14 protein-coding genes and 1 pseudogene are annotated in these 19,250 nt (G+C 63.7%); 13 read left to right on the top strand and 2 right to left on the bottom strand.

Translation table 11 applies throughout. The annotated features are described in order from the left end of the window. The first annotated feature begins 78 nt into the window (after positions 1-78). The 4 genes from OIE68_RS46010 (at position 79) to OIE68_RS45995 (ending at position 9,528) form a co-directional block, all read left to right on the top strand. Positions 79-315, top strand: a complete 237-nt coding sequence (locus OIE68_RS46010) for a hypothetical protein (RefSeq protein ID WP_327097153.1) — start codon at positions 79-81, stop codon at positions 313-315. Positions 316-484: 169 nt separating this feature from the next. After that, the gene (locus OIE68_RS46005) at positions 485-2,812 is read left to right on the top strand and encodes a PASTA domain-containing protein (RefSeq protein ID WP_327097152.1); all 2,328 of its coding nucleotides are present in this window, start codon (positions 485-487) and stop codon (positions 2,810-2,812) included. A 104-nt stretch (positions 2,813-2,916) separates the two neighbouring features. Next, positions 2,917-8,712 carry a DUF6531 domain-containing protein gene (locus OIE68_RS46000; protein WP_327102041.1) on the top strand — a complete coding sequence of 1,932 codons (5,796 nt, stop codon included), beginning with the start codon at positions 2,917-2,919 and terminating at the stop codon, positions 8,710-8,712. A 690-nt stretch (positions 8,713-9,402) separates the two neighbouring features. Beyond that, positions 9,403-9,528: a hypothetical protein gene (locus OIE68_RS45995; RefSeq protein ID WP_327097151.1), complete on the top strand. Its 126-nt coding sequence runs from the start codon at positions 9,403-9,405 to the stop codon at positions 9,526-9,528. Positions 9,529-9,818: 290 nt separating this feature from the next. Here OIE68_RS45995 and OIE68_RS45990 read toward each other — a convergent pair whose 3' ends face one another. Then, positions 9,819-10,382: a GNAT family N-acetyltransferase gene (locus OIE68_RS45990; RefSeq protein ID WP_327097150.1), complete on the bottom strand. Its 564-nt coding sequence runs from the start codon at positions 10,380-10,382 to the stop codon at positions 9,819-9,821. A gap of 468 nt (positions 10,383-10,850) precedes the next feature. Between OIE68_RS45990 and OIE68_RS47375 the strand changes: the two are divergent. The 3 genes and pseudogenes from OIE68_RS47375 to OIE68_RS45980 form a co-directional block, all read left to right on the top strand. Beyond that, positions 10,851-11,084, top strand: a pseudogene (locus tag OIE68_RS47375) (bifunctional DNA primase/polymerase); the annotation flags it as partial. A gap of 45 nt (positions 11,085-11,129) precedes the next feature. Then, positions 11,130-11,531 carry a hypothetical protein gene (locus OIE68_RS45985; RefSeq protein ID WP_327097149.1) on the top strand — a complete coding sequence of 134 codons (402 nt, stop codon included), beginning with the start codon at positions 11,130-11,132 and terminating at the stop codon, positions 11,529-11,531. An 85-nt stretch (positions 11,532-11,616) separates the two neighbouring features. After that, positions 11,617-12,678, top strand: a complete 1,062-nt coding sequence (locus OIE68_RS45980) for a DUF4192 domain-containing protein (protein ID WP_327097148.1) — start codon at positions 11,617-11,619, stop codon at positions 12,676-12,678. 15 nt (positions 12,679-12,693) lie between these two features. On the opposite strand, the gene OIE68_RS45975 is transcribed toward OIE68_RS45980, so the two are convergent. Further along, positions 12,694-12,867, bottom strand: coding sequence for a DUF6374 family protein (locus OIE68_RS45975; RefSeq protein ID WP_327097147.1), 174 nt, complete (start codon positions 12,865-12,867; stop codon positions 12,694-12,696). Positions 12,868-13,017: 150 nt separating this feature from the next. On the opposite strand from OIE68_RS45975, the gene OIE68_RS45970 reads away from it, so the two are divergent. The 6 genes from OIE68_RS45970 to OIE68_RS45945 all read left to right on the top strand — a co-directional run bounded on the left by OIE68_RS45970 (position 13,018) and on the right by OIE68_RS45945 (position 19,247). Then, the gene (locus tag OIE68_RS45970) at positions 13,018-13,719 is read left to right on the top strand and encodes a hypothetical protein (protein ID WP_327097146.1); all 702 of its coding nucleotides are present in this window, start codon (positions 13,018-13,020) and stop codon (positions 13,717-13,719) included. Between the two features lie 136 nt (positions 13,720-13,855). Then, positions 13,856-14,923 carry a DUF4192 domain-containing protein gene (locus tag OIE68_RS45965; RefSeq protein WP_327097145.1) on the top strand — a complete coding sequence of 356 codons (1,068 nt, stop codon included), beginning with the start codon at positions 13,856-13,858 and terminating at the stop codon, positions 14,921-14,923. Between the two features lie 178 nt (positions 14,924-15,101). After that, complete coding sequence (locus OIE68_RS45960) at positions 15,102-15,326, top strand: hypothetical protein (protein ID WP_327097144.1); 225 nt, start codon at positions 15,102-15,104, stop codon at positions 15,324-15,326. Positions 15,327-15,438: 112 nt separating this feature from the next. Then, on the top strand, positions 15,439-17,106 hold the full coding sequence (locus OIE68_RS45955; RefSeq protein WP_327097143.1) for a hypothetical protein: 1,668 nt from the start codon (positions 15,439-15,441) through the stop codon (positions 17,104-17,106). A gap of 111 nt (positions 17,107-17,217) precedes the next feature. Next, positions 17,218-17,709 (top strand): single-stranded DNA-binding protein, encoded by a 492-nt coding sequence (locus tag OIE68_RS45950; RefSeq protein WP_419150656.1) that lies wholly within the window; start codon positions 17,218-17,220, stop codon positions 17,707-17,709. Between the two features lie 335 nt (positions 17,710-18,044). After that, a complete protein-coding gene (locus OIE68_RS45945; RefSeq protein ID WP_327097142.1) occupies positions 18,045-19,247 on the top strand; it encodes a hypothetical protein in 1,203 nt (400 codons plus the stop codon). The last annotated feature ends 3 nt before the right edge of the window (positions 19,248-19,250 follow it).

The raw sequence follows: 19,250 nt of genomic DNA, 5'->3' as shown, positions 1-19,250 counted from the left end.
ACTCAGGTGGCGTTCGCCGATCGCCGTGTTCGAGTATGAGCCTCCTGCCGATATGAGCCTCCTGCCGGCCAGCAGGAGATGGATGGGTTCCTTATCAGTTACCTGAAGCTGCCCTGTTCGATCACCGGCTATCAGCCGAATGGCGCTGAGATTCAAATTCGCAACAGGATCGTCGGGTCCGGGTGGGCGAAAAAGGACATGAAGAACGGCCTGAAAATGCAGGACGAGCTGGGGCATTTTGTCAATCCGTACTATCCGTGTTATGGCGCGATGCTCGAAGTGGTTGTCGCCCCACCAAGGCCGAAAGTAATTTAGCTGGAGGACTATCCACGCGTAATACACTCCATAGCACAAGAGGGGAGGGTTACGACCCGCGATGCATTTATCGCGGCGCGTCCCGCCAGCTCGGCTGATGCGCAGATGCGCGCATACACGACGATTTCTTGTAATCGGAGACTGCGCAAGTCCAGAAGAGGGGTTTTAGATGACGATCACGAGTTTGTCGCTCCCGGTTGACATTCCGTGGAAGCGGATTGCGTTCAGCCAAGATATGATGGACCAATTCGCCTGCGACAGGTCCCTTCCTTTACGGTGGCGTTCCTCCGTCGCGGTATTCGAGTATGAGCCTCCAGAAGACCAACAGGAGATGGATGGCTTCCTGATCAGCTACCTCAAGGTGTCCTGCTCGATCACGGGTTACCAACCGAACGGGCCTGAAATTCAGATCCGCCAGCGGATCGCCCGTTCAGGTTGGACGCATCTAGATAATGTGGACACCCTTGGGCTGAAGAACAAGCTCGGTCAACTGGTCAACCATTACTATCCCTGCTTCGGGGCGATGCTGGAGGTTGTGGTGGCACCGCCGGAAACTACGAAAGGCATGTTCTTCTCGCAGTATCCGCACTTCGTCGATTTCGATCCGAAGAAGCGGGAGATGTACGAACAGGTCACCGAAACCGGCGAGAGCATGTCGCGATCGCTCGACGATGTGAATGTCCGAAAGGGACAGACAACCCTTCAATCCCATGAAGTGAAGGACAAGGTCTCGATCAGCGGAACCGCGGGAGTGAGCGCTGGAGGCCTCGGCGCCTCAGCGACGGCCGGGTATGAGAACACCACGACGGACCTTTCCCAGAAGACCACCGAAAACCTCCGCACGACCGATGCAGCGCGGGAAAATCGCGAAACCTTTTCGCATACCACCCAAATGAGCCACCTTTATCAGCTCCTCAACAGCTACCACATCGGCACTAACCGGGCCGCGTTCTTTGTTCTCTCTCGCCCACATACCAACCAGGTACCGAGCACGTTCGTCAACGGGCCGCGTGAGATCGAAGGGATTCAGGACTTCATGCTGGTGGTGGCCCGGCCAGCCGATCAGAAGCGATACTGCGTCGAGGCGTACCTCGAAACAGCTCACCTCATCCGCACGCCGATCCCAGGGCCGGGCGACACAAAAACCGGGGAACTGCACCTAGGACCCGACAACTTTGGAGCTGGACAATGGAGTGCCGATGGGTTGTTGCTGACCAAAGAAGCTTCGGTTCCCTTCCCAGTACCGGCTGGCTTCGAGATAGATGTCGGGCGGGACGGATCTGACGGGCCGCACGGAGGCGGTCCGGGCTACAAAATTGACACCCAAATCCAGATGGGCTCTGCTGACTTGAGTTGGGATGTCGCACCGGATCACCTGAACCTTATCGCCCGCACGGTGGAAGAGTATGTACGAGTGACCCATTCGGGCGTACCCATCGGTGGAATTGTCGGGCCGAAGGTGGGTGGGTACACGGAGAAGATAAAGGTTGGTGAGGCCCGCGTCGAACTCACGGCAACGATTTTCCTCAAGAAAATCGGTGCGTTTTCCGGTGGTTTCAGCGATCAACTTCTTCTGACGGCTCGTTCGGTGTGTTCCTGTACGAGGGACTCGGTGGACGCTTCTGGACACCACTACGACATTGTGTTCGAGGAACGGATGCTGACCAAACAGATGGTTGGCCGAGGCCCCGGAGAGGAGATGGACATTCGTGATGCGAACCAATTTTCTGCTGAAATTCGGCAGGAGATGATGCAGTCGATCACGAGCGCGGATCGGTATCCGCGGAACACGGTCAGCCTCCTAGACACCCAGCTCGTCGCGGATACGATGAGCGCGGCGCTGCCGCCGCGCGATAGAACGGCTAATCCTCGACTCAGCGGATGGGTCGGCGATGGCCAAGATATCGCTCGACGGGTGTCGCAGTATGCACCGATGATGACTCGTTCGGAACTGCTGCGTGTGCCGCTACCAGAGCAGGTGGAGCGGTTCGGTCTGACGTTTGAAGAAGCGACGACACTTCGTCGAGCCCTGGTCGACCTCCCCGCCCCGGATGGACCACCACCCGTACCCGATTACCGGCCGGTCAGCGTTCCCCGCCTGGTCGGCCGAACCCTCCAAGACGCCCGCGAAATAGTCGCCGACCTCGAACTTGATCTGGTCGACGTAACACAGGTAGACAACCCCTTGGCTGCGGGCATCGTCGTCGAACAGAGTCCGGAGCCAGACGTCACAGTCCCGCCGGCAACTGAGGTATCTCTTGCCTTCTCATCCGGATTATCGGTTGTGATGCCGGACCTTATCGGACTGAGCCTCGCCGAAGGGATGTGCGCACTGCTCGACGCTGGCCTCCAAAGCGACCCTACGGTCGAAGGACCGACCGGGCCGGATACACGAGTCGCCGACGTAGAGCCCCCACCGGGCACACTTATCACCCCGCACGCTGCGGTCACAATACGTCTGCGAACGATGCGGGAACAACGCCCAGAGCTCGAGTAAGCGGCAGCAGCGACAGCGCGTCTCTTCAACAATCGACCGTGAGGATACGTCTTCAATAGTTCGTCCGTGACCCTTAGCGACAAGATGATGACCTTCACAATTTGGTGGGTGCAGCAATGGCAGGGGACAACTACACGACCTATTCCATGGACGGCAAGATTTGGACTGATACGAACGACGAGCAATGTCTCGAACAGCTAATCGCCTATTTCAACGCCAAATACGCGCCACTCGTGGAGCAGCAGAAGAAGATCGTCGCGAACGCGCAAAGAGATGTGCGGGACAGGCAAAAGCCCGGCGCGCCTGCGCTGCCGCCTCTACCACCACCGCCGCCCCCGCCTCCACCACCGCCCCCTACCGAGACCAAACCATCCACGGCGGACTCACCCACGTTGCTAGGAGCGGTCGAACCCCACCCGTCAGTCACGGTTGCGGTCCGGCCGTCCGACACCTGGGTTTCATCGACCGAACCCAGTCGTGCCGCCGTGCGTCAAACAGACCCACTTCCCCCCGAGTTCATCGTCGATCTCATCGACCCGCCCCCCGCCACTGACGCCGACCGCGCTGAAATCCAGAAACGAATCAAGAATCACGAAAGCATGCCCGGGCAGCCCCATCCGACACTGTCGGACCCGATGTCACGGTCCCCGTCGACGGCTGGAGACCCCGTCGACTTGTTCACCGGAAAGCTCACGCTCTCCACCACCGATCTTGTTGTTCCGACGGCAATCACACCCATCTCGATGCAACGCTGCTACTGCAGCGGACCCGGTTACTACGGACCATTTGGTCGCGCTTGGGACCACAATTACGACATCTATCTCCGCCAGCTCGGCGACGGATCGATCGCCTACTGGACGGGTCAACTACGTGAGGTGACATTCCGGCCAGCATCCGCCGGCTGTTGGGACCCTGATCCGGGGGTGACCGCCCGACTCGAGCAGGGCGACACGGCAGACCAGTTCATCATGTTCCACCCAGGCGGCACACAATTGTTATTCGAACGTCTTAGTGGCAACGGGGAACGCATACCGCTGGCCACGATCACCGATCGGCACCACAACGCTGTTCACCTTGTCTACGACACCCGCGACAGGGTCGAGTCCGTTCTCGACGACCAAGGACGCGGACTGATCTTCAACTACGGAGAATGCGGGTTACTCGAGAAAGTCACCGACCACACCCGCAAACGGGTTGTCCGCTACCAGCACGACTCCGAAATCGAACACCTTGCACGAGTTATCCTCCCGGCCACAGCGCAGTTCCCTGAAGGTGTCACCACCGACTATGAGTACGACACCTACGCTTCTCATCCGGCCATGCGTGACAACATCATCCGGATCGTTGACGCAGAGGGCAACACGTACCTGGAGAACGAGTACGCGGGACCCGACGTGGGGTGGGCCTTCAACAGCGTGATCCGGCAGATATCCGGCGGTTTCGAGTACCAGTTCGACTACGAGCAAATTCAGTATGTTCCGCCGGACCCCATCTATGTCGATATCCCATCTACCCGGACCAGTGTGCTGATGCCGGACGGCGGACTCCATCTCCACACCTTTAACTACCGCGGTGATCTCCTCGATCACCGATACCGCCTCAACCGTGACGGCTCCTACCGGGTTGTGGCCTCGCAGTTCACCTACGACGTTCAAGGGAATATCACCAGAGCGGTCGCACCCGACGGACAGCGACACGTGATGAAATACGAAGACTCCAACCCCGACCCATGTGCTCGGCGGAACCTTCTTCGGGTCGATATCGCGGCAGGACTACCAGGTTCAACACTGAGTCGCACACTTCGGGACACCCGCTACGACCCGCGCTATCAACTGCCGATCCACAACACAGACGAGGCTGGCAACGTCACTCGCTACGTCTACGACTTCAACGACGGCGTGCCAAACGCAACCGGACGTCTGACCCGTGTCGAGTTGCCGCCGGTCCCACGTCCCGGTGGGATTCAGCGCAGCATCATCCACTTCGAGCACAACTCGCGCGGACAAGTGACCGCTGTTGTTTCCCCCGAGGGAGCCCACACCGTCATGGAGTACATCACCGCAGCAGGCTTCGACCATGGCATGCTTGAGCGCACCATCGAGGACGCGGCAGGTGCGGCCCTCACTACCACCTACGCGTACGACGCCGTCGGCCATCCTTCCCGCATCACGGACCCCGGAGGTAACGTCACCGAACTAGGTCACAACGCGCTCGGCCAACTCGAGAAGGTCGTGCCCCTAGCGGTGGGGGGAGTGACTTCACCAGTGCGGACTTGGTTCGGCGACGATGGGTCCCCAGTACGGATAGAGCGGCCACGTGGTGACTACACAGACTCGGTGATCACCGAACCGTTCCTAGCCGACATCTTCGAGCGGGACGTACTCGGCCGCCTCACTGCCTCACATCTCGCGGCAAACACCGACCGCCCCCGCACCCGGCAACAGCGCCTCGACCACGAAGGGCGCCCCATCCGGATCATCGATCCGACAGGCACTGTCACCGAGCTGCGATACGACGAACGTGGCGCACTGATACGCGAGACACGATCACCGGGAACCCCAGAAGAGACAATCACCCGCTACACATACGACCGCGCGGGCCGACTTACCGATGTCAAAAACGCAGCTGGCTGGGAAACCCGTATCCACCCCGACAAATGGGGACGGGTACAGAGCGTGGAACTCCCGGGCGGCGCGACCCGCACAAACACATGGGGTCCACGGGATCTCCTGCTCAAGACGATAGAGGAGCACAGCCCCGGACCCGGCCTGCCCAGCCAGTTGTTGACCGCGAAGACGTACAAGTACGACGAGCGCGGCCGCGTCACTGCACAGACAGCGTGGTCATTTGTCACCGCCCCCGCGACCGCAATACCCCCGAGCGCCATGCCCCTGACCACCCGCACCACCTATGACAAAGACGACCGGATCCGCAAGGTCGAACTGCCGCGCGGATCCACCACCGTCTTCGACTACGACGGGCTGGGACACCTTACACGCGTCACCGACCTCAACGGCACCACACGCGACCACCACTACAACGCCGCCGGACAGCTCGACAAGGCAACAGTGACCGAAACCGAGGGCGGTGTACTGCGACAGGCATCATCGACCTTCGAGTACGACGAGCGTGGCCGCCTCCATGCCAGCGAAAGCCCTTCCGGAAGAACAGAGTTCGACTACGACGACCGCGACGCACTCGTCGAACGCCGCGAACCCGGCGACGTCACCTCCACCATCACCACCAACCCGTTCGGCGAAATCACCGACATCTGTCTCGACCCCGCCGGCCTGAATATCCATTCCCAATGGACCTACGACGACGTCGGCCGAATATCCACGTTTATCGACCCCACCGGCGCCATCACGACCTGGGACCACGACTCGCTCGGCCGCGTCCGCAAGCTCACCCTCCCCGGCGGAGCGACCTGGCAATACCACTACGACGTGGCTGGTCGACGAATCGAACAAACCATGCCATCGGGCACCCGCATCACCCAGACGCTGAACACCCACGGCCAACCATCGAAACTCGAATGCACCGCAGTCGCCGGCGTAGATCCGGTACCGCCCCACGAGTTCGTCTACGACGCCCTCGGACGACTGGTACGTGCGGAACTGCCCGCAGGCGCGGTCGAGCGCCGCTACGACAGCGTCGGCCGCCTCATCCAGGAGACCGCCCGAGGCGAAACGATCCGGCTCTCCTATAACGACCTCCGCGGTGACGTCGACTTGGACTTCCCCGACGGGCGCCGTGAACGCACCCACCACGACCCAAGCGGCCGGCCGACATCAGTGACGCTCGAGACACCCGGCGCTGCCCTCGGCGGAATCACCGGCGACATTCTCGCCGCCATCGAGTACGCGGGGCATCCCGCGAAAATTACTCACTCCAACGGCGTCGAGACGACGCTCACGTACGACCAACCTGGCCGCCTCGTCGGCATCGAACACTCCCGAGCGGGGGTGCTCCTCGACGGATACCACGCGCGGTACGACGAACGGAACCGGCGGGCAGTCGTCCAGCTCACCGGCAGCCCCACCCGCAACACGCTGCACGACTTCGATGCCCGTGACCGGCTGACGCAAGCGCGCTGGGGATTCCCCCTGCCGTCGCTGCCCGAGATCGCGGCGCCGGCAGACCACACCACCGCGATCACCGCGGCCAAGGCGGCCGCAGCGGCGGCTGCGGCAACCACAACCGAGGCCTACATCCTCGACCAGGCTGATGCCCGAAAACAGCGGACCCGTACCGCCGCTGGAGCAGCACCTTCCGTAGACATCAACGTGCTCGGACCCGACCACCGGATCGTCACATCAGCCGGAAACCCGATAACCCACCACCCCGACGGGCCTCGCGCCACCGACACTCACCAGCACTACGACATCGATGCACTCGGCCGGATCGTTCGTGTTCGCGACGCCACCACCGGCACCGTCACGGCAGAATTTACCTACGATGCGTTGTTCCGCGCTGCGACCGGCAACATCGCGGGAACAACGTTCGCGCGGTCCTTTGTCGGACCAACCTGGGTGCACGAGACCCGCGGCGGCAATGTCCGCCAAGCGACTCCTCACCCGCTCTGGCGGCAGCCGCTCTGCGTCACCGATAGCGCGGACGCGTTCTTCATTCACCCCGACGACGGCTTGTCCACGCTCTGTGTCACCGATGCCGCCGGCATCGTTCGGGAACGTCACCGCTACGGGCCATTCGGAGCCCCCGATCTTTTCGCTGGCGATGGCGTCACATCGCTCGCGCCCGTCGACGCGGCGTCGGAACCCAGATGGCGGGGGATGCCCCTAATCAACGTGATCGGTCTCTACGCGTCCACAGAACGCCTGTACGACCCGAATCTTGGAATCTTCCTTGCTCCTGATCCGCTCCTATACATCAACAGTCCATCGCCATGGGTGTTCGCCACTCAAAATCCGGTCGACTTCGCCGACCCGTCCGGACTGGGGAAGACACACGCATCGACAACGGCGGAAGCACCGACCACTCGACCGAGAACCGATAGTGGGTGGGCGATTGCCCCCCCACCCCCTATCAGTGCACCCAATACACTTTTGCACTTCGGCCACGGAGTAATTTGGACTCAGTACGCCGGGGCAGTTAAAGACGCGCTTGACCCCAACAACCCACTGTGGGCCCGAATTACGCTCGGGGCGTTGGCAATCGTGGCGGCGCCACTTGCCGGCGCAGAGGAATGGGGCGCCCGGACCCTCCTTAACAGTCCCGACACCGTGCTGAATGCAGGCATTGGGACAGGAGAGCACCTCGGCCGCGCATACCTGTGGGGCCAACAAGGCGAGGGTGCTGAGGCAACAGCCGAAGTACTCGAGGCGTTGGCCTCGTTCACGACGGGCTTTGACGCCGCCGCTTCCATCGCAGCTCCGATAGCGGGTGCGCTCGAACCCGTGTTTCACGAAATGAGTCTTAAAGCCCAGACGTTAGAGCAGGCCGAGTACCTGATCCAGCTGAATAAATCTGGAGGGGCACCCGCTGGCGCGGCAATCAAGAAGGGCGATCAGGTGCTGTCTGGAGTCAGAGACCTCGTGACCGGTACGCGGACGTTTGGGCGAAACGCAGCGGCAGTGGCTGCTGACGAAATGTATCCGGCTTTAGCTGAGCAAATCGGCCCCTACCAGGGAATTATGCAGGGCGACAAAGTATACGGAAAGTGGGGACCACCAGGCGCACACAGCGAGATCAACGCGCTGAATCGCGCGCTCTGGGCGAGGGACCCGACCGGCAAGCTCTTGACAACAGCTAACTTTAGTGAGTTTGAAATCATTTCTGTCAACATCGGAAAGAACGGCCCATTTGTCGTTTCGCGATGCGTTCACTGTTGGAGCCTGACGCCGTACATAAACGATCTGGCGGGCTTGGGTGGTCCATGACAGACCCCTCGAAGCCCGGGCGGTGGCGCCCTAGTCCGGTAGAGCAATCTCTTCCCGTCAGGGTTTTAATCCATTCGCCAGCAAGATCACCCAAATGAAGAAGCCGCACCGCCAACAGGTCGACCAGCTGCGCGACGCTCTCGCGCAAGCCCACGACGAGAACCTCGACCTCCGCCGGTGACGTCACCGGGAGCTGACCCGCCGCGGAGGCACCTGGCCTGGCCACTCTTACCCAGCACCGTCAACGCAGTAACCAGATATCGAGGAGACACTCAGGCGAGATCGGACCGCCGTCGGCTGATCTTGTCGATGGCCTGCACGGCATCCGTTCCTGGACAGTCGACCTCGGCCTGCCCGTGATCAGCAGCCTCGCCGCCGAAACCGAACAGCGGAACCGGCGACCGATAGTCAACCGCAGCCTCGAAGGTGACCGCAGTGATGGTGCCCCCGCAGCAAGGCCAGACGCAGCCCGAGCAGATACGAACCATGACAACCGACCCACCCAGAACAAAGCCGCCTGCTGTCCTGTCTCGTTGATCATGAGGCAGCGTTCAGCAGTGAGGTGCGGTGCCTCAACTTCGTGAGACGTCGTGGCCCCGGTGAATCTCGTTGATTTTGAGGCAAGTGTCCGTTGCAGTGTCGTCAGTTCACCGGAGGTCGATCCGTCGTCGCTGTTCGGGTGTGATCGACGTGAGCGGCAATAAGTTTCGCGACGTGGCGCGGGCGCAAGTCGGTGGTGTCGATGACGTGGGCTTCCTGGCTGTGCCAGGAGCGGGCGGCGGCGTAGTCGTCGAGATGCTCGAGGCGCCATGTTGAGTTCGGTTTGGTGGGGTCGGTCTCGATGCGGCGGAGCAGTTCGTCGCGTTCGGCGTGGAGAACGATGTGATGCAGTGGGACGCTTGCGGTTTCGAGCCCGGTGCGGATCTCCTGCCAGTATTGGTGGACGAGAACGGACTAGGGAATGATCAGGACACCGCCGACGTAGTCGAGGATCTGTGTGGCTGCGGTCACGACCAGTCCGCGCCAGGGCTCGCGTTGTGTCGGCGGAAAGTGACGTCACCCGCACAGCGTGTCGCAGAACGGGTCTTGGTGGCGTCACCTGCCATTCAGGCTTTGAACGAGTGCAGGCTGGCCAGGCACAGGGTCTGCCCGGCGTCGAACCATTCGAAGGTGCTGACCGGCTGGAATCCCAGGCGGGCTGCGAGTCCGAGCGAGCGTTTGTTGGCCGTCTGGGTCGCGATCAGGACCGGCTGGTCTGGGAGCTCGTCTGCGGCTGCGCGTAACGCGGCGCTCGCGGCCTCGAACGCCAGTCCTGCGCCCCAGGCATCGTGCCGCATCAGGTAACCCAGTTCCAGTTCCTCGCCGTCGTCGGTGACGTGGCCGGGCTCGTCAGCGGCCCGCCGTTTGAGCTCGAATGTTCCGATCAGGTTGTCGGTGGCCTTGTCGGCGATGATGAAGTGGCCGGGAATGGCGGTTGCGTTGGCTGCGCCGCCGATCGCGTCGAGGCGCTGCTCGACCTCCTCCCGCAGCCGCGGGACTCCGATGTAGGCCCAGACCTCCGGGTCAGTCTGTAGCTCGATGAGCCCTTCCCGATCAGCGTCGCGCGCCTTGCGCAGCAGGACCCGCTCTGCGGCGATCTGGACAGCGGACAGCATCGGCAACTGGTTCATGTGGCCCTCCCCTTGCTTGGACGTTGATCCATAAGATCATTTCACCGCCCCGTGGACACCTCTACGAAGCACGAAAAGCCTTCCACCGCAAGCAAGATCACGCCGTCAGAATTCACCGATACGAACATCCGCCCAGCACAGGCGACTTCAAGATCCACCGACAAACGACGTCGCAGATCACCGATCTAGCCAGCCCCAGCGGCTGCAAGGCCATCTCAGGGTCCTAGCGGCGCAGCTTCTCATACTCCTCGGCATGCTAAACCCCGCTGGGCACATCGCGTCGATTCGGACAAGACCGCACAGTCTCAGCGCAGTCGGCCCCAGCTCGTCGGCATACTCAACCCCCACCTTCGGCGGAATCAAGCCCGGTAGTCTCTGGCACAACCATCACAGTGCACCCGCGACACCCCACACTCAACCCGGATCGGCCGATGACACACAGCTCGACCTGACCACTCGTTTCTGCAATTGCATCAACGTTCTGACCAGGCAAGATGCCGATCAAACACTTTTCTCCTGCGGATAACATCCGGAGGAATACCCCTCTCTTACCGTGCGCTGCGAAAACCACTGCTGCGCAACACCATCGGACGACGCGGCTGTCGCATCGACAGCCGCGGTGTCGGCGGATACATCGTCGCAGCGCGATCGGAACTGCCCCACGGCACCTACCGCACCATCGATGACCGCCCACCGATCCCGCTGCCGCCGTGGCCGACTCGGCTGCTGGCCCCACCGCAGCCACCGATGATCCCTCCTCAGCTCACCGGCATCGGTCACCGCGATGCCTACGTCGCGGCGGCGCTATCGAATCAGACTGCCCGGGTCCGCGCCGCACGCATCGGCTCCCGGCACCGCGCTGTGTTGTTGGCCGCCAACAGTCTCGGTCGTCTCGTCGGGGCCGGGCTGCTCGACTACGACCACGCGTACGCGGTCCTGCTCGACGCCGCCCAGATCCATGTCGGGGTCGAGGATTTCACCGACACCGAAGCCCAACGCACCATCAGCGACGGCCTCACCTACGCCGCGAACCGAACCGGTGCCTCGCACCAACTGGGGAATCCGCTCACGTCGCACGACCTGAGACTTAACCCCGCCCGCCTCGCGACGGTGCATGGGTGTCGTCGACCTGTCCGAGGTTGCCAGTGAAATCGCTCGGCCCTCACCGACCTCGCCTGACACATCCCATCTGAATGTGCGTCCTCATCGGCCCCTTTCTGCCCTAGGAGTTTCGATGCCATCGATCGAAGATCCCGGCGCATTCCTCGCCGGAGTCCTCTCTCAGCTTCCGCGCCCAGCACACCGAATCGTGTTGATACTGCCCGTCAAAACATCCGATGCGGGGTTCGACGCGGACTTCTATGTCGACGCGGTGCGGGGCGTGGCCCTGTATTCCACCGGCGCCGATCTCGGGTTGGTCGATGAGAACATCGCCACCAGACCAATCCTGGCGCACACCTTGGACGCGTGTCGTTTGCACAACCCCGCCGCTCTTGCCGTGGTCATCGTCGATGATCCGCGACCGCACCGGCCCGTCCCACGTAACGCCCATCACGAGCTCATCGCCCTGATGCGAGAACAGTTGGTGGAGCAGGACATCGAACTACTCGATGCCTGGACGCTGACCGGCTTCGCGCCCGGCCAACGGTGGACCAGCCTGTTCGACAACGACACCGGAGTCCTGCCATCGGCAGGAAAACTGGAGCCCGTGTGGATCAGGGCACACTCGCCAGCGAGCGACCCGATACCGGCTGTCCTGGTCTCGGACCCCGCCCTGGCCGTCGCAGTCAACCGCGCGTTGAAATCGCTCAACGAAACACGCAACGCCGCCGAAGCCGCAGGCCGAACTCAGCAGCAATCCCCACGGGAGTTGCTGCGGTTGGTGCTCGATCAGATCCAGGCGGCCGATAGCGGTACCGACATCGCAGCGCTCGATATCGCGCGCGTGGAGGTCGCCATGCACGACGAAACCGTCCGCCGCAGTCTCTACGCGTTGTCCTCGAGCCCGCGCGGGACCGCGACCCAAGCACTGTGGACCTTGCTGGTTCGCGCGTTGCCCTCACCGCGCCGCGCCCACGCCGCATTGCAGTTGGCAGTCTCGGCCTACATCAGCAATGACCTCGACATGGTTCTCGCCGCGCTACGGATCGCGTTGACCGATGACCCCACCGAACCGACCGGGCGACAACTCGCCGACGATGTCGCACTGTCGGTCCCGGCAACGGTGATCGGTGAACAGTTGCGCAGCGGCTACCTCACCGCCGCCGCACTCGGCATCGACCTCGACCAGTACTGACCCGGGCACCGTTATTCACCGGTGATCGGTTTCTTCGGCGTAGATCCGCATGCCTTCCGACACCTTGCGTGCGGCGTGCTCCAACTGGTCAGGGCTCAGGTGTTTGCCGAACGCCGCCGCGTTGAGCAGCTGTTCACGAACCTCATCGAGGTTCATCCACGCCCTGTCCAACCGAGAAAGTTCGGGCATAACGCGACCATACCGCAAATCGAACATACGTTCGCTTCGGGATGGAGGCGTGACTCAACGCCCAGACGCCGTGCGACCTGGTCGCCGTGATCGCGCCACCACTTTGTCCCCGCGGCACACCGTGTCCGCTCGTCTTCGCGAGGAGTAGCCATGCCCTATGCCGATATCCCTGACCAGTTCACCCTCTACGACAGTCTTGGCGACGCGTTTGCGCGCCACGACGATCCGGCCCGTGTGATCGCGACGGATCTGACCGCCGAGCAGGCCCTGACCCGGATGCGTGAACTGGCCCTCGACGCCGCGCGCACCCAGGGGCGACGGGTGGTGCGGATGTGGAACCACACCACCGTCGAGGCCGACGGTGATCTGATCCAGTCCCACATCATCGTGCCGGTTCGGCCCCGCCACCCAGCCGACCTCGAGCATTTGATGCGCACCAGCCTGCGCACCCGGTGGCCCGCTGCCGCGTTCACCACCCAACCGCCCTACCGCACCGACGCCCAGGTGGAATGGATCGACGGCCCCACACCCGCCACCGTGCGGGCGTTCATCGACGGCTGGATCAGCACCGATCACCCCTTCGGCGCAACCTTCACCCTGCGTCGCCACTACAGCGTTCGCGGCTGGCAGCACATCATCGACCGCGCCGAATCGGCGTTGTCGCTGACCGTTCCGCGCAGCGATACCGGCGAGGTCGATTGGATCGCAGCCCAACAGATCCACCTCCCGACGCCGATCCGGTTCAGCCATCTCGACACCGACGACGCCGACCGCTACAGCACCTACGGCCTCGACGAGGTGCTGCGCATGCTGCCCGACTACATCGGCCTCCCCAGCCCCCGTTACCGCTAACCCGTTCAGCGCCGCCACGCCCCGCCCGCACCCCGAATGCATCGGTACCGCACACGGTCGTGGGCCGGGTTTCTGTCCACCTCACCTGCGCGCTGCCGCGTCCGCGGTGCGGATTCGTCCATGCCAAGGAGTTTCAATGCCCTCGATCGAAGATCCCGGCGCGGTGATCACCGCAATCCTCTCCGCAGCCCCACCGCCTCTGAAGCGTTGCCTGCTGCTGGTGCAGATGCAGGTATTCGGATGTTGGCCCGGCACCTACATTCGTCCCGGCACCGGTGTGCGGGAGGACCTGTATCTGACCGGAGACGACCTCGGCTTGGGCGGGGACTACCTCGCGACCGTGCCGATCCTCAACCGCGCATTGCGCGTATGCCGCCAGCACACACCCGACGCGGTCGCGGTCATCATCATCGACGATCCGCGTCCCGGCCGCCCGGTTCCACGCCCGACCCACTACGAACTGATCACCGTGCTCGGGCAGCGCCTCGGCGAGCACGACACGCAACTGCTCGACGCCTGGGTAGTCACCGGAACCGAACCAGGCTCGCGCTGGACCAGCCTGCTCGACAAGGACACCGGTGTGCTGGCGGACTACACGACCACCGATCCCACCGAAGTCGGCGAACCCGTGCGACTGGTCGAGCCGGTACCGGCGGTCCTGGAACCTGGCCCCGCACTCACCGAACAGGTCGCGCGATGCCTACGCGAGCGAGGTGTGGTCCTCACCAGCGAGGCACCCTACGTCCCCGACGACAGCGCGGCCGCAGTTGCCTGCCGTCGTGACCGATTGCGATTCGCGCTGACCCAGATCCACGCCGCCGGTTCCGGCGCCACCCTCTCGGCGGCGTCGCTGGCCGAGTTGGCGATCGCTTTGGAAGACATCGAGATTCGTGACTGCCTCTACGCCCTGTCGACCGGTCCGCGCGGTGGCGCGTGTATGGCAGCGTGGACCCAGTTGGTGCGAGCACTGCCCGCACCCGGGCGGACCCAAGCCGCGATGATGCTCGCGGTCACCGCCTACACCGACGACGATGCCGCACTGGCCACCGCCGCCATCCAGGTCGCCTTGACCGATGAACCCGGCCAACAAACAGCGCTGACACTCACCGCCGCCTTCGCGTGCTCGGTCAACCCCGACCTGATCCGCGCATCGATGCGCGGCGGTTACACCATCGCCGCCGAACTCGGCATCGACCTCGACTGACAGGTTCGCGTATCGCCAAGCCAGGGCGCGCTGACTGCCGCGCTGAGGCCACCGCGATATCGCCATGCACTGTCCGGCAGGCAGGCGCTTCTTGTTGCCTTGCCCTCGCAAATCGCTTGTGCCCTTTCCGTTTCTGGCGCAGCCATATCCATCTGCCCCCGACGAAGGAGACCGACCCATGTCCGTGATCACTGCGATCGAGACCGTCACCCGTGAGCAGTACCTGCAGCGCCAATACACCGGCGCTGCCGGGCCGACCCCCGAGATCGAGGACTCCGCGGTACTCGAGCGCTGGCGCGCGGAGTTCCCGGACTGGCGCGGCAAGTACTGGGCCTTCACCAGCGATCACCGAGATGTGTTGCGGCTGCGCCCGATCAACGTCGCCACCGCCCAGCCCGCCTGAACCTGATCCGCCGCCGGGGCAATCCCCGGTTCTTGTCGCCCACAGCCCATTCCGGCGGAGCAGCCCACCAATCGCGGCGGGCTGCTCCCGCCGCCATTTGTCAGGAGTCCCGATGCCCGAAAGCGAAACCGCCACTGCCACAGCGGTCCTCGACCCCGATACCAGCGTCGAGCCCGATACCCACCCCGAGGTCGACGTCGTCGATGAGGCTGATCTGCCCGCGATCGAGGCGAAGTGGATGCGGCCCGAGGAACTGGTGATCGCCGAGAACGTCCGCAAGAGCTTCCGGCTCAAGGACCATCCCGACCAGGTCGCCTCGATCAAAACCCGCGGCGTCAAGGACCCGATCAACGCCACACGCGAAGCCGACGGCTCAGTGTATGCCGATGACGGTCAGGTGCGCATACTCATCGCCCGCGCGCTCGGCCTGTCGCGGGTCCCGGTGTTCATCACCGCCGCACCGGTCGGGCTCAGCGACAACGAACGCCGCATCGAACGCACTCTGGATCAGATCAATTTCAACGAGCGCCGGATCCCGCTGACCAAGGCCGACTACGCCGGGGGTGTCGCACTCATGCTCGACCTCGGCGCGAGCGTGACCCGGGTAGCAAAAGGATTGCAAGCCAAACGCGAGGATGTGAAGAACCACGCCAAGATCGGGGCGTCGCCGACCGCGACCGCGCTACTGGAAACCGATCAGTTCAGCCTCGACCAGCTCGCGGTCATCGGCCACTACGAAGCCCTCGGCGACACCGACGCCGTGCAGCGGCTCAACCAGACCACACGATCCAGGTTCGCCCACGAGGTCCAACGCATCCTCGCCGAACGCGCCGCCGAACGCGCCCGCATGCAAGCCTCACTGCTCTACGGCGCGTACGGGTTCGGGATCCTCACCACCGAACCCGACACCAGCAGCGACGCCGCCGAGTTCATCCCCGCCGAACTGCTGACATCCGCCGATGGTGAACCCGTCACCATCGAGCAGATCAACACCGACCCGACCCGATGGGTTGTGTACCTGCATCTCGAGGAGAACGGGCAGCTCGTCGAGAAGAACACCGGCGCGATCATCGACCCCGATACCGTCGACTGGGACACCCGCGACAACACCGACGCGGCCCCCGCCGCTGGGCTGCTCCATGCCGATCAGGTCCAGTGGTGTGACCGGTGGGTGCCGTTCTGCTACATACCCGCCAACCAGTTGCCCGACAGCGGCTTCCAGCTCCAACCCCCGACCACGGCCGATGACGACACCAGCAGCAGAGACGAGGCCAAGGCCACCGAGGCCACCGCAGCGGCAGCGAAAGCCGCGGCCGACCGTGAGGCCGCCCGCCAACAACGCGCCCGGGTGATCGAGCTCAACATCCGGGGCCAAGCCGCGAACGAACGCCGCGACGGTGTGCTGATCAACCTCTTCACCCGTCGCACTCCGCCCAACCTGGCCGCCGCGTTCGTGGCCACATCCATCGCTCACGGACTCGACACCGCCGATCTGCGCAAGGTGTTGCACATCCTCGGGGTCGGCGGCACCCGCGAAGCGCTGCTCGAGGCCATCGAGGCCGCCACACCCGCGCGAGCGTGGGTCATCGTCACCGCGATGATCGTCGCCCAGCACGAAACCGTTCTCGGTAAGTCCCTGTGGCGCAACCACACCGCCGCGACCGAACGGTACCTGCATTTCCTGGCCGAAGCCGCCGCCGGACTCGACTTCGCCCTCGTCGATGTCGAGTTGGCCGCAGCAGGCGACATCGGCTACCACGATATCGACATCGCCGCCTGACACCGGACCGATCGACAGCCACGGCGTCGCCGCCGACCTCTCACGGTCAGCGGCGATGACGAGGCGTGTACCCGATTCCTGTTCTCATCAACAACATTCCAAGGAGTAGCTATGGCTGGCGATACGACGATCACCGTGATCGGCAACATTACTGCCGATCCCGAGTTGGTCGTGACAACATCGGGCGTTCCGGTCGCCCATTTCACGGTCGCCTCGACGCCTCGATATCTCGACCGCACCACCAACGAGTGGAAGGACGGCGAGGCGTTGTTCATGCGTTGCAACGTCTGGCGAGAGGCCGCCGAGCACGCTGTGCAGTCGCTGTCCCGAGGAGCCAGGGTCAGCGTAACCGGGCGACTCAAACAGCGCAGCTACCAAACCGCTGAGGGCGACAAGCGCACGGTCGTAGAGCTCGAGGCCGACGAGGTGGCTGCGTCGTTGCGCTACGCCACCGCCAAGATCACCAGGGCAGACCGGCGTGCGGGCTGGAACAGCGATACCCGAACGACCTCTCGGCCCAGCTCCGGTGATCCGTGGGCGTCGCTGGGCACGCGCGAGTCGGCGTTCGCCGGTGTCGGGGCGGGTGAGGAGCCCGGGTTCTGACCCGCTGCTTGCCTGCCCGATGGGTAGGTGAGCGGGAGTCGTCGAGTGGGTAGATGCCCGTCTGGCCGGTCGTCCAGCCCGGACGAGGGCTACCAGAGCGTCGTCCGACACGGCGGGGCCCGCGCCCGGCACCACCGAATTTCCCTCCCGCCCATAGCCATGTGGCGGTCGGGTTCGGAAATTCGGTGGTGCACGCCTAGGCGCGTTCCCCACCGCGCCGGCCGCCGCCCCGGTCCAAGCGCCCTCAGGCTGGCCGCCCGGCCAGCCGACCATCCCTGTGGAATGTCACGTTCACACGGGGCTGGGTCCACTCCGCTCGATCTGAAGGGAAAACGATGACCAGCACCGAACCTCAGTCCTTCCTCGACGCGATCGCCCACATCAACTGGCAACTCGAAGCAGGACTCCACGACGACGCCCGCGACGCGTTCGAACACGCCCTCACCACGCTCGGCTCCCCCGAAGACCTCGACCGCCTCGTCCGGCTCGCCGACACCTTCACCAACGATCCGTACGTGATCGCGCGGGCAAATTTGCGGTCGCTGTGGCGGCGCTCGGACACCGAGCTGCAGGCGTGGCTCGACATGTTCGTCACGCGCACCGACCCGGGCCTGCATCGCCCCGCCGAAAACCAGCCGCGCTGGATCACGACCGTCCCGATCACCGCGGTCGACTGCAAGGTGCGGCGAATGCTCGCCACCGACGACAAACCAGTCCTGAAGGGCACCCCCTCGACCGCCACCCTGATCGCCGCCAAGCGAGCGTGGCGGCGGCCCGAGCACATCGCGGCCATCAAATCCAAGCGTCGCCCCGTGCGCGAACCGCGTGTCGTCACCGACTACATCCGCACCCGGTTCCTCGTCGACGCCGATCCCGCGTTGAAACCGTCTGTGTGGGATCGCAACTATGTCCGCCAAGTCGCCGACCAGGTTCTCGTCGAGCGTGACCGTGCCGGTGCCCGCACCCGCGACGACTTCGACGCCGCCGCGATCGCCCGCACCCGAACCGGTCTCGACATCCGCGAAGACGACCGACCCGAATTCCTCACCAACGGCAACGGTCTCGACTACGACCACACCACCCTCGCTCCGCTGCAAGGCTGGGTGTGCGTGTACTGCTTCGGTGAACGCGCCTGCAGCGACCACTTCCGCACCGACACCGACGGACACCGCCTCAGCGACGACGGACTCTGCCAGCACTGCCGCGACCACAGCCAGACCGGAATCGCTTCCCTCCCGACCGGTTTCACTCTCGCCGACGAGGTCGCCGCCTACTGCCAGTACCTGACCGACCACTACCCCGCCACCGCACCCACGCTGCTCGATGCGTTGCAGCAGCGCTCGACACGGACCGTGCGCGGACTGGTCATGGCGTTCCTCGACCGTGACCCGCAAACCTCCGCACTCGGCGCGCCGATCACGACACTGACTCCGGTGCAGTTGCGCACCGGGCGCTGCTGCTCGTGCACCCGCCACCGCGAGATCGACATCGACGACCTCTGCGGCGAATGCCGACACCACTACCGCACCGCAGCCTGACCA

Source organism: Nocardia vinacea, from assembly GCF_035920345.1.
Taxonomy (GTDB): Bacteria; Actinomycetota; Actinomycetes; order Mycobacteriales; family Mycobacteriaceae; genus Nocardia; species Nocardia vinacea_A.
The sequence above is the reverse complement of the archived record's forward strand: the minus strand, read 5'-3'. Positions and strand labels throughout refer to the sequence as shown.

Bases quoted from the DNA above. Each gene is read 5' to 3' on its own strand.
- OIE68_RS46010 (WP_327097153.1), top strand. From the start codon at position 79: ATGGATGGGTTCCTTATCAGTTACCTGAAGCTGCCCTGTTCGATCACC.
- OIE68_RS46005 (WP_327097152.1), top strand. From the start codon at position 485: ATGACGATCACGAGTTTGTCGCTCCCGGTTGACATTCCGTGGAAGCGG.
- OIE68_RS45990 (WP_327097150.1), bottom strand. From the start codon at position 10,382: ATGAACCAGTTGCCGATGCTGTCCGCTGTCCAGATCGCCGCAGAGCGG.
- OIE68_RS45985 (WP_327097149.1), top strand. From the start codon at position 11,130: ATGATCCCTCCTCAGCTCACCGGCATCGGTCACCGCGATGCCTACGTC.
- OIE68_RS45980 (WP_327097148.1), top strand. From the start codon at position 11,617: ATGCCATCGATCGAAGATCCCGGCGCATTCCTCGCCGGAGTCCTCTCT.
- OIE68_RS45975 (WP_327097147.1), bottom strand. From the start codon at position 12,867: ATGCCCGAACTTTCTCGGTTGGACAGGGCGTGGATGAACCTCGATGAG.
- OIE68_RS45970 (WP_327097146.1), top strand. From the start codon at position 13,018: ATGCCCTATGCCGATATCCCTGACCAGTTCACCCTCTACGACAGTCTT.
- OIE68_RS45965 (WP_327097145.1), top strand. From the start codon at position 13,856: ATGCCCTCGATCGAAGATCCCGGCGCGGTGATCACCGCAATCCTCTCC.
- OIE68_RS45960 (WP_327097144.1), top strand. From the start codon at position 15,102: ATGTCCGTGATCACTGCGATCGAGACCGTCACCCGTGAGCAGTACCTG.
- OIE68_RS45955 (WP_327097143.1), top strand. From the start codon at position 15,439: ATGCCCGAAAGCGAAACCGCCACTGCCACAGCGGTCCTCGACCCCGAT.
- OIE68_RS45950 (WP_419150656.1), top strand. From the start codon at position 17,218: ATGGCTGGCGATACGACGATCACCGTGATCGGCAACATTACTGCCGAT.
- OIE68_RS45945 (WP_327097142.1), top strand. From the start codon at position 18,045: ATGACCAGCACCGAACCTCAGTCCTTCCTCGACGCGATCGCCCACATC.